14 protein-coding genes are annotated in these 13,882 nt (G+C 41.4%); 5 read left to right on the plus strand and 9 right to left on the minus strand.

The window, feature by feature from the left end:
• The first annotated feature begins 69 nt into the window (after positions 1–69).
• Both A6755_RS19945 and A6755_RS19950 read left to right on the plus strand, forming a co-directional pair.
• Positions 70–1,293: an MFS transporter gene (locus A6755_RS19945; RefSeq protein WP_063592622.1), complete on the plus strand. Its 1,224-nt coding sequence runs from the start codon at positions 70–72 to the stop codon at positions 1,291–1,293.
• A gap of 113 nt (positions 1,294–1,406) precedes the next feature.
• On the plus strand, positions 1,407–2,138 hold the full coding sequence (locus A6755_RS19950; RefSeq protein ID WP_063591736.1) for a ZIP family metal transporter: 732 nt from the start codon (positions 1,407–1,409) through the stop codon (positions 2,136–2,138).
• A 294-nt stretch (positions 2,139–2,432) separates the two neighbouring features.
• On the opposite strand, the gene A6755_RS19955 is transcribed toward A6755_RS19950, so the two are convergent.
• Both A6755_RS19955 and A6755_RS19960 read right to left on the minus strand, forming a co-directional pair.
• Entirely contained in the window at positions 2,433–2,675 is a 243-nt protein-coding gene (locus tag A6755_RS19955) for an aspartyl-phosphate phosphatase Spo0E family protein (protein ID WP_034314155.1), read from the minus strand.
• 466 nt (positions 2,676–3,141) lie between these two features.
• A complete protein-coding gene (locus A6755_RS19960; RefSeq protein ID WP_174878747.1) occupies positions 3,142–5,301 on the minus strand; it encodes a PAS domain S-box protein in 2,160 nt (719 codons plus the stop codon).
• Between the two features lie 277 nt (positions 5,302–5,578).
• Here A6755_RS19960 and A6755_RS19965 point away from each other — a divergent pair, with 277 nt between their 5' ends.
• Together A6755_RS19965 and A6755_RS19970 are read left to right on the plus strand one after the other, a co-directional pair.
• Positions 5,579–6,604, plus strand: coding sequence for an acyltransferase family protein (locus A6755_RS19965; protein WP_063591738.1), 1,026 nt, complete (start codon positions 5,579–5,581; stop codon positions 6,602–6,604).
• Between the two features lie 204 nt (positions 6,605–6,808).
• Positions 6,809–8,569: a B12-binding domain-containing radical SAM protein gene (locus A6755_RS19970; RefSeq protein WP_063591739.1), complete on the plus strand. Its 1,761-nt coding sequence runs from the start codon at positions 6,809–6,811 to the stop codon at positions 8,567–8,569.
• A gap of 36 nt (positions 8,570–8,605) precedes the next feature.
• Here the strand turns inward: A6755_RS19970 and A6755_RS27225 are convergent, their stop codons facing one another.
• Both A6755_RS27225 and A6755_RS27230 read right to left on the minus strand, forming a co-directional pair.
• Complete coding sequence (locus tag A6755_RS27225; protein WP_164468810.1) at positions 8,606–8,752, minus strand: hypothetical protein; 147 nt, start codon at positions 8,750–8,752, stop codon at positions 8,606–8,608.
• Positions 8,745–8,909 carry a hypothetical protein gene (locus tag A6755_RS27230; RefSeq protein WP_057278994.1) on the minus strand — a complete coding sequence of 55 codons (165 nt, stop codon included), beginning with the start codon at positions 8,907–8,909 and terminating at the stop codon, positions 8,745–8,747. Before A6755_RS27230 ends, A6755_RS27225 begins: the two co-directional genes overlap by 8 nt.
• A gap of 122 nt (positions 8,910–9,031) precedes the next feature.
• Between A6755_RS27230 and A6755_RS19975 the strand changes: the two genes are divergently transcribed.
• On the plus strand, positions 9,032–9,367 hold the full coding sequence (locus tag A6755_RS19975) for a DUF3905 domain-containing protein (protein ID WP_063591740.1): 336 nt from the start codon (positions 9,032–9,034) through the stop codon (positions 9,365–9,367).
• Between the two features lie 69 nt (positions 9,368–9,436).
• On the opposite strand, the gene A6755_RS19980 is transcribed toward A6755_RS19975, so the two are convergent.
• The 5 genes from A6755_RS19980 to A6755_RS20000 are packed head-to-tail and all read right to left on the minus strand — an operon-like array spanning position 9,437 to position 13,861.
• Positions 9,437–10,414 (minus strand): quinone oxidoreductase family protein, encoded by a 978-nt coding sequence (locus tag A6755_RS19980; protein ID WP_063591741.1) that lies wholly within the window; start codon positions 10,412–10,414, stop codon positions 9,437–9,439.
• Positions 10,415–10,430: 16 nt separating this feature from the next.
• The gene (locus A6755_RS19985) at positions 10,431–11,210 is read right to left on the minus strand and encodes an enoyl-CoA hydratase/isomerase family protein (protein ID WP_063591742.1); all 780 of its coding nucleotides are present in this window, start codon (positions 11,208–11,210) and stop codon (positions 10,431–10,433) included.
• 17 nt (positions 11,211–11,227) lie between these two features.
• Positions 11,228–12,007: an SDR family NAD(P)-dependent oxidoreductase gene (locus A6755_RS19990; protein WP_063591743.1), complete on the minus strand. Its 780-nt coding sequence runs from the start codon at positions 12,005–12,007 to the stop codon at positions 11,228–11,230.
• A 29-nt stretch (positions 12,008–12,036) separates the two neighbouring features.
• Positions 12,037–12,795, minus strand: a complete 759-nt coding sequence (locus A6755_RS19995; protein WP_244889698.1) for a 2-phosphosulfolactate phosphatase — start codon at positions 12,793–12,795, stop codon at positions 12,037–12,039.
• Positions 12,796–12,799: 4 nt separating this feature from the next.
• On the minus strand, positions 12,800–13,861 hold the full coding sequence (locus A6755_RS20000; RefSeq protein WP_063591744.1) for a phosphotransferase family protein: 1,062 nt from the start codon (positions 13,859–13,861) through the stop codon (positions 12,800–12,802).
• Positions 13,862–13,882 lie beyond the last annotated feature (21 nt).

Below are 13,882 nucleotides of genomic sequence, written 5' to 3' on the forward strand. Positions count from 1 at the left end.
CGGTGCATGCTTCTTGAATCTATTTATGGAATAGGTAAAAATCTTAATCAGGAAGAAGGATATATACAGATGGGAAGTATCGCTGCCATTAAAACAAAACCGCAAAAACAAGATATGACTCTGAAAATCATGATCATTATAGGCATATGCCATTTAATGAATGATTCTCTTCAGGCCGTCGTACCGGCCATGTTCCCAATCCTCGAAAAATCAATGTCGCTTTCGTATACACAGCTTGGAATGATTGCATTCTGCCTGAATATCATCTCATCGCTCCTGCAACCGGCAGTTGGGTTCTATACGGATAAAAAACCCTTTCCATATGCATTGCCCATTGGGTTGACCAGTACTTTAATCGGGGTCATCATTCTCGCAATTGCCCCAAACTATACCATTATCCTTGGTGCAGTCATCCTGATGGGCTTAGGGTCGGCCATATTCCATCCGGAAGGCTCCAGGGTTGCCTACATGGCAGGCGGACCAAAGAGAGGCCTGGCACAATCCATTTATCAGGTCGGCGGGAATAGCGGGCAGGCACTTGCCCCACTCATCACAGCCATCGTACTAGTTCCATTTGGTCAAAAGGGCGCACTCTGGTTTGCCCTGGTTGCCTTAATGGCCGTTATCCTATTGCTGTATATTGCCAAATGGTATACCCAAAAATTAGTTCACTTCCAGCCTAAAAAGCTTGCTGCAAAAATAATCAATAAAGAGCGGTCCCATAAAGTGGCCAAAGCCCTGGTATTGATTTTATTCATAATCTTTGCCCGTTCCTGGTATGTATCGTGCATGACGAACTTTTATAGTTTTTATTTGATCGAACAGTATTCATTCACGATAAAAGCCGCACAATTTTTCCTATTTGCCTTTTTGGCAGCTGGTGCTGTCGGTACTTTTTTCGGAGGCCCGCTTGCTGATAGATTCGGGCGTAAAAACATCATTTTCTTTTCTTTCGCTGCCAGCATGCCAATTACCGCACTTTTGCCATTCGTACCTCCTACAGCCGCTTTTATCTTATTATTGATAGCGGGATTCATTATAATGAGCAGTTTTTCCGTCACGGTAATATACGCACAGGAATTGGTCCCGGGAAAAGTCGGTACGATGGCAGGCTTGACCGTAGGTTTAGCCTTCGGAATGGGTGCCATTGGATCCGTTTCATTGGGAGCCATTGCAGATATAATTGGAATTGAATCAATGATTAAACTAGTGGGATTCCTGCCATTACTGGGGATCATCAGCATATTGCTACCGTCTGATCTAATATTGAAAAAATGGTATGCAGAAGATTGATGCAAAATGGTTTTTTCCAGGAACATATTCTTTATGTCTAAATACAATGAATTATTGTTTCACCCAAAAATTCGCAAAGATGTAACGATAAGTACCTTACAAAGGAGAAATTTATGAGTGGAGTTTTATTAGGAAGCATCCTATCTGCTATGTCTACAGGGTTTGGTGCGTTACCGATCTTGTTCATTCAAGGTTCAATCACACATCGATTCAGAGACACGCTACTGGCATTTACGGCTGGAATCATGGTGGCTGCTTCGTTATTGAGCCTGATCCCGGAGTCTCTGGCCACCGGGGGGTATATTCAGCTGGTAATTGGGGTTTTTCTCGGGGTAATGACATTAACGATCATGGAACAAAACATTCCTCATATCGATCTCAGCCATACGAAAAGTGGTATTCAGTTCGATGAAAAGGCCTTGCTCATCATCACTGCCATTACACTCCATAATATTCCTGAGGGGCTTTCTGTCGGGGTCAGTTACGCCTCTGATACAGCTGATACAGGTAACTTGATCGCTTTTGCCATCGGCCTGCAAAATGCTCCGGAAGGCTTACTGGTCGCCTTGTTTTTAATTAATCAAAAAATCGGTAAACTCACAGCATTCCTGATTGCAACCTTAACCGGCACCATCGAAATAATTACAGGCTTACTGGGTTATTATTTAACCTCTTACATTGGGTTCCTGGTTCCATACGGCCTAGCTTTCGCCGCCGGGGCCATGCTTTTCATCGTTTATAAGGAACTGATTCCCGAAAGCCATGGGGATGGTAATGAACGCACATCCACCTATTCCTTCATTATCGGTCTTTTGTTTATGGTCATATTATTGGAAATTTTATAATTGCGGTACTTCCATGGCTGGCTCCATCAAGTGAGTCAGCTCTTACTTTTTATTTATCAGTGTAATCCATTCAGAAAAATCAAGACTTCTAAACCAATCCGATGCACGAAGGACACCTTCTGTTGACCTCCCCTCGATATATACCCCAAATCCAAAGGAAATTCAAAAGATATATTCTTGTTTATATAAGTCTTTCTTTATTTGTTTTCAGATATGATTCATTTCACCAGAAATCACACAAAGTTGATTATCTCTTGCCTGCTAATATAAAAAGTCATGGGCATTCAGTTCCTTCTAAAAGGAAATGTCTTCATTAAAGGGCTGCTGTACAATAACAACCATTTCATCTCGCTTATTTCTCACTTCCACTGATGAATGATGTTGAAGGATCAGATACTCATTTATAAGTTTGTCAAGCTGCTCACTTTGGCGAAGGGTATACTCATGGCCAAGTCCATACATTTTCGCCAACTCCATCATTTCCCAACGCTTCATTCGAATCTCAGAACAAATTTCCGTTGCACACCTAGAATTCATAACTACATTCACTACTCCTGCCCTTTTAAAGTTACATTATAATAAAGAAGTATTACAAAATATGCCTTATATGTAAATAGATTCGCAAAAAAAGACAAAACTTCTTAAATTGCGATATGGCTTGGTCCATCAGCAGACAGGATATGACGGAAATTCCTAAGCATAAGCATCATATATTGATCAGGAAGATTTCATATGAAGGCACTCCGAAAATCGCTTTGAAGGATTCCCCTATTTGGATGCTATTATAGTTTTCGCTTATTCAATTCGAGCAAATAATTTCTCAATGATTTAAAAGCAGGACAGCCCCTTAATTGAAGCAAAAATATTTATCATTTTTACAACCCTCATATGTAATCCCAGGATAATGATGCTGGAACAAAAAAAGGAATCCGATAAAGGATCCCTAAGGAAATAACCATGCTTTCCGTTAACTTAAGAAAGGTATAGAGCATCCCCTTCTACGTTACTCGAATGGCAAATAAATATGAAAGCTCGTCCCTTTTCCCACTTCGCTTTCCACTTCTATATAGCCATTGTGTTCTTCAATGATTTTATAGCTGACCATGAGCCCCAGCCCTGTTCCCCTATCCTTCGTCGTATAAAAAGGTTCACCCAATTTTTTTAGCATTTCCGTTGAAATCCCCATGCCTTTATCCGTAATTGAAATGCAAACGTATTTCTCTGAAAATCGGCTTGTTTTAATGTGAACAGACCCGCCATCCGGCATGACTTCCAATGCATTTTTGATGATATTAATGAACACTTGCTTTAACTGGTTTGCTTCACATAAAACCTTACATTCATCTTCTTCAAAGTATGTCTCGAATTGAATATTTTCCAACAGTGCCTGAGCGGCCAGTAATTCCAGTGTCTCTCTCAATATGGTATGAACGTCCTGTTTGAAAACTTTTAGCGCCTGCGGCTTTGCCAGAACCAAAAATTCCGTGATAATGGTTTCGATTCGCTTAATTTCGGATGTAATCACATGAAAATATGTGGAAAACTCCCCTTTAACACCATCCTCAAGCAACTGGATAAAACCTTTTAAAGCTGTCATTGGATTCCTGATTTCGTGAGCAATACCTGCCGCCAATTCACCAACGACATTCAAAGTATCCGATTTTCGGATTTGTTCCTGCATTTCGAGATTTTTACTCACATCACGGAAAATGCTTAAATTCAGGTTCGAATATAAATTTTTCCTCGTCAAAAATTCAATATGCTTAACTCTTCCATCTTCGAATGTTATCGGAATGATGGAGGAGTATACCTCATGCTTATAAACATTTTCAATGTGAGAGTTCAAGACTGGAGCATTTTCAGGAATTTTTTCGATGAACCCCTTAACAGATAAAGAAAGCAGTTTGCGCTTCGAAATCTCCAATATTTTCTGACCCGCTTCATTAATATCCGTGAACCCTTCATGATTCCATAAAATCAGGCCGTCTAATGTCCCCTCAAAAATCTTCCTGAACTTCTTCTCACTATCCCTTAATTCCTTCTCAATCAGCCAGCGCTCACTGACATTTCGAAAGATCGTTACGTTATATCCGTCACCTTCATGTTTTTTTGCAGTCAATTCTAGCAATTTAATTTGGTTATTAGGCATTTTATAAATTAGCTCACCCCGCACCTGGGTGTCTCTTTCAAACGTTTCCATCATCTTACTAAAATGGTGATTGTTACTGTAAACGTATTTCCAGATATAACTGCCAATCAAATCCTCCCTGCTGGATTCGAATATTTTACACGCTGAATGATTGACCCGAAAAATGATCCCGTCATCATTCCAGAATATGATTGCATCCATGGACTGGTCGAATAATTCCGCAAAAATCCGTTCGCTCGTCTCTAACTTTTTTTCTATTATATTTGATTCTGTAATTCTTCGAAGCACAGACATATATAGTTCATTTCCTACCGTTGAACTTATCGAAAAAGTAAAATGATGCAGTTCATCCCCGACCTTTATCTCTACCTCCCCTTTATAGTTCGACTCATCAAAGGCTCTTTGTATGCTCTCATCCCAATATCCCCGATAATCTGGGGAGATGAGGTCCCTCATATTCTTACCGACAATCTCTTTTTTCGGAATGCCCAAGGCATGGATAAAGGCATGGTTCACTTCCATTATTATTCCTGAACTGTCGAATAGAACGATGCTTTCTATGGCTGTATCGAAAATGTCCAAAAACATCTGTCTTGACATCCCTGTTTCCCTTGACGAAGAAACGTCCAATGTCACATCCCCCAAACGATAGAACTGCTGTCCTTCGGAAAGTGATCCCATTCGTATAAACTCTATTTGCTTAAGGGCTCCGGTATGTAGCTGGATAATTTGCCTTTCACTTTCATTCGAGGTTTTTAGGGTGCTCGACACTTCCTGGTTATTTAAAGGGATGACATCGAGAAAGTCAGTTATCCTCATGGACTCCAGTTGATCTTTAGGTGTTTCCAGCAGGGCACAAGCGGCATCATTGGCATAAGTGAGAAGCAGTTCCTCATCAACCCTGATATAAGGCTCTGACATTGAATCGAACATATTCAGAAACCCTTCGATCTGTTTATTCAATTTTAAAATTTCCTGTTTATATTCCGTTTCATTCTCATAACCGATATTCATATTAACCCCCCTCATCAAAACCCATACCTATCCAACTTTATTCGACATCCATCTTGATTTTCCTCGGTATTTTTCGAAAATCAGCGCAAACACCTTTATCCAAAATTAACCTATATATCAAATGATAGTATATTGAATGCTGTAAAACTTAGCGTTAAGCTTAATTTAAGGTTTTTATAATAAATTTAATAAATAATGATTTAGTACAAGGTATTTAGGGAATAAGAAATAACAATGCTTTCTAGCTACCTTAAAATTTATTAAATGGAGGCAATAAATGAAACAACGTGATTTTTTCTTCGATAACGCCAAGTTCATTCTCATGGCATTTGTCGTCTTTGGTCATTTGCTGAATACGTATATACATGACAGTGAAACGATATATGCTTTATATAAAACCATTTATTCCTTTCACATGCCTGCCTTTATCCTTGTTTCAGGATTCTTTGCGAAAGGTTTTTATCAAAAAGGGTATTTAGGTAAAATTACTAAAAAGCTGATTTTACCCTACATCATTTTCCAATTGATATATACTGTTTACTATTATTTCTTATATGAACGTTCTGCCATCACTGTAGACCTGCTTGACCCCCAATGGTCGCTATGGTTCTTGATCAGTTTATTCTGTTGGAACATCATGCTGCTTGGTTTCTCAAAGCTAAAGCCATCAGTAGGCATAGGTTTATCTTTAATAATCGCATTATTGATTGGTTATATAGACAATATTTCCAATTACCTTAGTCTCTCCAGGACATTCGTTTTTTTCCCGATGTTTTTGATCGGGTACCATTTAAGCAAGGAACATTTAAAAAAACTATTCACTCCCAAAGTTCGTTTGGCATCACTTATTGTCATGTTAGTGATTTTTATCGGTTTTTATTTAAATACCGATATTAATTATAAATGGCTGCTCGGTTCGAAACCATATGCCGAACTTGAAGATGCGACAATCGTATCCATGTTTAAACGCCTGGGATTTTATGGATTGAGTATCATTTCAGTGTTCAGCTTCCTTTCGTTCATCCCACGCAGACAATATTTCTTTACGAATTGGGGTAAACAAACCCTTTATGTGTATCTGCTGCATGGTTTCTTCATTCGTTTCTTCCGCGAAAGCACCATACAGGAATACTTCAGCAATACAGAGAGCTTTATCATGCTCGCCGGACTCTCTTTGTTGATTACGGTGTTATTATCAAGTGAAATGATCGCTTCCATGGCACAGCCAATCATCGAATTGAAGGCGACCAAAACAAAACGATTCATGACTAAAACGAAAGACTATTTTAAACAAGCTTTTTAAATAAAACGGATGAAGCATTTCCTGCTTTATCCGTTTTTTCAAATTCGTTTTCTTATCCGACTTTCAAGCAGAAAAGATTCCCCTTCGATACCATAACTCATTTTTCAAATGGAGCACGCTATGGTAAAATTACTCGTTAGTGCTTGTTGGCTTAAAAAGACATGTACACGAAAGGAGCCAGGCGTTTCTTTTACGCCCTTTAACATGAATATAATAATCAGTACTCTTAACGCAAAATATATCCATACATCGCTATCCATCCGATATTTAAAAGCTTACGCCCAGCCTGATTATGATGTCCAGCTGGCAGAATATACGATAAAAGATCCAATTATGAACATCGTTGGTGACCTTCATTCCAAAAAACCTGATGTCATAGGGTTCAGCTGCTATATTTGGAACATCGAGGAAACAATGAAAGTCGTAGCCATGCTAAAAAAAATCAACCCGGAATTGGTCATCATTCTCGGCGGACCTGAAGTCACCTATGATGTTGGGGAATGGCTTGATCAGATTCCCGGGGCAGATTTCATCGTAATAGGTGAAGGTGAAGTCACCTTCAAGGCCCTTTTATCTGAAATTGAAGGTTCGAATGACTATAAGAAGATCGGCGGCATTGCGTACCGACAGGATGGAAAAAAAATCATCCAGCCTCAGAACGGCAAGGTTGATTTAAAATCTCTCCCTTCTCCATATCGTTTGGAGGAAGACCGCGGCGACCTATCTAAACGTGTCACCTATATCGAAACTAGCCGAGGTTGCCCGTTCAGCTGCCAATTTTGCCTTTCATCGATTGAAGTGGGTGTCAGGTATTTTGATCGTGAAAAGATCAAAGAAGATATCAGGTACCTTATGGCTAATGGTGCAAAGACGATTAAGTTCGTTGACCGAACCTTTAATATCAGCCGAAGCTATGCCATGGAGATGTTTCAATTCTTAATCGATGAGCATCTTCCCGGTGTGGTTTTCCAGTTCGAGATCACGGCGGACATCATGCGTCCGGAAGTTATCCAGTTCTTGAACGACAATGCCCCTGCAGGACTGTTCCGCTTTGAAATAGGGGTACAATCGACGAATGATCATACGAATGATCTAGTAATGAGAAGACAGAATTTCGAAAAACTGACCAGGACCGTAACCATGGTAAAAGATGGTCAGAAAATTGATCAGCATTTAGACCTTATTGCCGGTTTACCGGAAGAAGATTATCATTCTTTCCGAAAGACCTTCAATGATGTTTTCGAGCTTAGACCCGAAGAGATGCAGCTTGGTTTCTTAAAGATGCTTCGTGGAACCGGCTTACGGATACGAGCCGATGAACACCAATATATATACAGCGAACATGCTCCTTATGAAATATTGGGGAATAATGTTTTATCCTTCGATGACATTGTCCGTATTAAACAAGTTGAAGATGTACTTGAAAAATACTGGAACGATCATAGAATGGATCATACTACTGAATATCTTGTCAAAACGGTATTTCAATCACCGTTCGACTTCTTTCAAGATTTCGGTACCTATTGGGATGAACAAGGGTGGTCACGAATCGGCCATCAGCTTGAAGACTTGTTCAGACGTTTACAGCAGTTTTTGGCTTCCCGGGAATCTGCCGAACTGAAAAACATTATCGGACTAATGAAATTGGATTATTTCATGAATCAAAAATACAAACCACGTAAACCTTGGTGGGAAGCTTCATTAGATAAAAGTGGTCGGAAAGAGATATATGAATATATTCTCAATAAGCCTGAACAGCTTGGTTCCTCTTTCACCGCTTTGGCCCTGAATGAAAAAGAAATACACAAACACACGTTGCTCGAGGCACTTCCCTTTGATTTGGAAACGTATTTAGCCGATGGAACAATCGTCGATAAACCTTCATTCATGCTTGCCTATTTTGATCCGAGTGGTAAGGGATCAACGATTTTCCCTCTTTCAAAATCCGGCAGCATCATGCTTTAATAATAAGGACGGACCCAAGGCTGGGTCCGTCCTTTTTTACTTATCACTTTCACGTTTTTTATTTTCTTTCGCCAAAATTTCATAAATTTTAGTTGCGTTCATATCGCCGCTGAATTCGATTCCAAATTCAGTTCGTACATGTTCACCCATCTTTTCCCCGCTGTTCCGTTTTTCTTTATCCATTACTTCTTCCTTTTCTGCCTTGCTTTGAATTGCGGTTGGCACCTTTCATTGCATTTTCCTCCATTGCGAACTCATTGGAAAATTCATTTTCAGCTTGATTTCTTTTTGGCGTTTTACTTGCTTTGACAGCTCCATCCACATTGGCTTTCCGTTTCATTTTCATCCACCCTTTTTGATATAGTTTACCTTTTAGAATGGGGTAAAAATGCCGGAAATTATTCAGGGATAATATAGGGACAGACGAGAAAAATAACCGTAAAACGAAAAGGGAGACACTACATGAAAAAGAAATTGGATTCACCAATTGTCAACGATACACAACCACACCAAATTAACGCACCAAGCTTTAAAGGGACCGGCATAGAACCTCAGGCTCCATTCGTCAATGATTATGGAGTCGTCATTGGCGACAGTAAATATGCCTCTGAAAACTCACCACTCGAAAACTGGAACGAGGATACAGACCCGGAAATCATGGCTGGAGACGAATGGGTACACCCCACCAATGATATAGGCTGGAATTCAACTGAAAACCGCCAACTATTAGAGTCTAAAATAGCGCCTCAGCCGCCTTTCATGCATCCAGATAAAGATGTTGGCACTGATACGGATTGAGGCGTGCTTTCTTTAGGGTCAAAGGAACAAGTGAAATCCTAGAAGGGGTGCATCATACACCCCTTATTCTCACTTAACCTGCAAAATCAACTTCCCTTTCGTTTGCCGGGCGTTCATTTCCTCATGAACGGCTGCTGCCTTTTCAATTGGGTAGATACCCCCGATAGTTAACTTAAGCTCCCCAGACGCAACGTATGCAAAAAGGTCTTGAATGCTAGGCAACAGCAAATCCGGGTTTTTCATGATCTGTGGCAGGAAAAAACCCACGATGGATTGATTGCGCCTCATTAATTGTTGCGGGTTCATCGTATAAGGCTTACGACTTGCATTGCCAAAAACAACAAGACGTCCAAAGGGAGCCAAACATTTCAATGTTTTATTGAAAATATCCCCTCCAGCCATTTCCAGCGCGACGTCTACTCCCTTTCCTCCCGTGACCTCTCGGACTTTCATTTCCCATCCTTCTTGCATGTAATCAATGAGTTCATCTGCCCCCATCTCTTTAGCCAGTTCCAACTTTTCCACTGTACTGGCGGTGGCAATCACTTTTCCAGCCCCGAAGATTTTGGCTAACTGTACGGCAATCGTTCCCACTCCCCCAGCAGCAGCATGGACCAATACCGTTTCCCCCTGTTGCATGCGTCCCATTGTCTTAAGAATATGATAGGCGCTCAGACCTTGGAGGGGCAAGGCAACAGCTTCATGGAACTGAATGGCATTAGGAAGCGGAATGGCCGAGAATTCATCAGAAAGGGCATATTCTGAATATCCACCAGATTCAATTAAGCTGACGACCCTTGTACCAGGTTTGATTTTGGTCACCTTTCCACCAACTTCCACTACTACGCCAGCCACTTCCGCACCGGGAATGAACGGAAGCGGCGTAGGAACTACATATTGCCCTTCCCTTCTGGCTGTATCTGCATAATTGACGCCTACACAATCGATTTCAATCAGAACTTCATGCCCTGTTGGCACAGGTCTTTCCATTTCAGTCAATTTCAGTACTTCCGGTCCGCCGTATTCTTCAAAATGAATAGCTTTCATCTTTATCCCTCCCTTATTAATTTCCTGTAAATTCCGGCTTTCTTTTTTCTTTGAATGCCGCTACCCCCTCCAGATGATCTTCCGTGGAAGCCATCAAGGTTTGCGTAATACGTTCCTGTTCCAGTATTTCATCAAGTGTAGCCGTAAATGAATGGCTGACGAGCTTTTTCATCATCCCATATGCTTTTGTCGGTCCATTTGCCAGTTTTACCGCAAGTTTCAATGATTCCTCTTCAAGTTGATTGAGTGGATATAAATAATTAATGACACCTAGCTGATATAAGCGTTCTGCAGAAATTGGCTCGGCCGAAAAGAAGAGCTGCTTTGCAAGGTGGGGCCCTACTAATTTAGGTAAAAAATACGAACCCCCTCCATCAGAGATCAGGCCTACCTGTGAAAAACTCATGGCAAATTGACTATCATCGGAAGCCACGATCAGATCACAGGCGAGTGCCAAATTGAATCCGGCACCAGCAGCAAATCCATGGACGGCAGCGATTATAGGAACCTCGGAAGCATCCAGAGCCAATATGCATTCATTCATTCTGCCAACATGATCATACAATTGACCTGCAGAAGCCTGCCCCATTGACTTCACATCGCCTCCTGCAGTGAATGACCTTCCCGCACCTTTGATGATGACTGCCCTTATATGCGGTGTTTGTTTAACATCCTTAATCGCTTTCGTTAAGCTTGCAATCATATCCGGACTAAATGCATTCAAGCTTTCAGGGCGATTCAAAGTCAGGATCATTACATTATCGATTACTTCTTTCAATAAGTGTTCTTTTAACATTTACCCATCCCCTTTTTCTATTTGATCAACCAGCCGCCATCCACCAATAAATCCGTACCAGTCATATAGGAAGCCTCCGGGGAAGCAGCAAAGGTAATGACATTACTTATTTCCTCCGCTTTCCCCACTCTTTCCAGTGCCGTGTTCCGCTGAATGGACTTCACGAATTTTTCATTTTGCAGTCCATCCTCCGTCAATGGCGTTTCAATGAATCCCGGTGATACGGAATTGACCCGAATGCCGACCGCAGCGAGTTCCAGTGCCAAAGATTTCGTTAAACTGATGACTCCGGCTTTAGCAGAGCTGTAATGCGGGATGAACGCTCCTGCCTGATGTCCTGACAGTGAAGCAACATTCACGATTGCCCGATTGCTGGAACCTTCATTTCCGCCACTAGCTCCTTCTTCCATCAATTTCCCCAAATACTTGGAAACTAGAAAGACACTTTTCAAATTGACATGTTGAATCATATCCCAATCAGCTGCAGATGTATCCAGGAGCTTCGAGGACTTTGAACCACCTGCGTTATTGATTAAAATGTGAAGGTCACGATATTTTCCCTTCACATAATTGGCCAGCTCCATTACCTCTTCCTCGACGGTAACATCTGCAGGGAAAATATCAGCAACCGGAATCGGATGCCTGGCATTGATTTCTGCAGCTGCTTCCTCCAGCTTTCCTTTCGTCCGCCCTACCAACAGCACTTTTGCCCCTTCGTCCGACAAGCGAATCGCCGTTGCTTTCCCAATACCAGAGCCTGCACCAGTAACCACCGCTATTGACTGCGAAAACCTCATCCCCTTCACTCCTTATCTGTATTTTTGAACTACGTTTCCTGCCTTTTCAATTCCGCTTCGATCCTTCCATCCACCAACTCTGGTACAAGATCCAACGAACCTTTTTGCGCCGCCAATTCCAAATCGGCGATCAAACTATGTTTGTCAAACAACTGTCCGACATACGATGATTTCAGGATATCAAAGGCATTTTCGCTATTCGTGCGATAAAGCGCGTTGGCAGCCTTTGCTGCATCGTTGAGTATGAACGTACCTTGTGATCCAGCAATCAGGCAATCTATCAAATGGCCTGCACCGTAAAAGTCTTCCAGACTGAATTCACCTGAATTTCCCGAACAAACGATGAGGATCGTTTCTGTTTTATGATACTTTTTTATTTTTTCCGCAACAGACGGATTATTCAACAAAGAAGCAATATAAACCCTTTTGGCAGCGGCTGAATTCCTCAACGCGACCGTTCCATTAGTAGTTGACAATATTAAAGTTTTGCCGCGTACCAACTTACTTAATAGCGTTGGACTTGGATACATTAAATCATCAACCGGCTTTGCTTTTAGTTCTCCTGCCACTACAAAATCCCCATGGTCCAAGTCCTGGCTTTTCACCAAGGCATCCAGTGGATCCATGACAGGTATCACCTGGCGTGCTCCATCATGAAGTGCTGAAATAATCGTGGTAGTCGCTAATAACACATCCAGGATGACCGCAACTTTCTCCCCTTCTTGAAGCTTTTCCACATCTATCTCTTCTTTTTTTAGTAGTAAATGAATGTTTTGAATATATTCCATTTTATTAAACTTCCTTCGCAGCTACATTTGCAGCATGAGTGAGTAAGCTTTTCACCGTTTTTCCAAGATTGGAAAAACGGGGATCATCAGTCTGGCCTTTTTTATATCGATAATAGATTTGCTGAAGGATGACAGCTAACTTAAAATAACCAAAGGTTAAATAAAAATCGACGTTGGTAACATCCCTGCCACTTCTTGCTGCATACGTCTCGATAAACTCCCTTCGGGTCAGGAAACCAGTTAAAGTCGTGACGGACGCTTTACCCACACCGATTTTGATAAGTTCCGGGTCACCGCTTTCAGTCCAGTAGCTTAATGCCACTCCTAGATCGGCTAGCGGATCACCAACGGTGGACATTTCCCAATCAAATAAACCAACCATCTCTGTAAGGTCCTGATTGAACATGGCATTATTGATCTTATAGTCATAATGGATTATTGAAGTCTGGCTATACTTCGGGATATTCTGTTGAAAATAATTAATAAGCGGACGTATTTCCTTTATTTCACCAGTCTTTGCTCTCTCATAGCGGGAAATCCATCCGTGTACTTGTCTTTCAATGAAGCCTTCAGGTTTGGATATTTCGATCAAACCCGTTTTCTCATAGGGAATCGAGTGAAGATCAGCAAGCCGATTCACCATCACATATGAAAGCTGTCGGCACTTTTCAACAGTAGGCTCGATTCCCTTCGGAAATTCAGTATCTATTACAATTCCATGTTTCCTTTCCATTAGGAAAAAAGGGGCCCCCGCAACCGATTCATCATCCGAGAACAGAATAGGCTCGGGAGCTGCTTGGAAATATGGGTTGATTGAGGAAAGGATATGATGTTCACGCTTCATATCATGTGCCTTTGGAGCAACAGGGCCAAGCGGCGGCCTTCTGAGAACAGCCTCCCACTCACCAACTTTCAGCTGATAGGTCAAATTGGAATAGCCCATAGAAAATTGTTGTAATTCCAACGGTTCATTTGGAAGGTCCAATACATTTTTTCTTAGGAAACCTTCTAATGCACCAATATTCAATTCCTCGCCGGGCCGAACAGGAATCGTATCGTCAACCATGTTCTTCCACTCCTTTAGCCT

Source organism: Peribacillus frigoritolerans (genome assembly GCF_001636405.1).
GTDB classification, from domain to species: Bacteria; Bacillota; Bacilli; order Bacillales; family DSM-1321; genus Peribacillus; species Peribacillus frigoritolerans.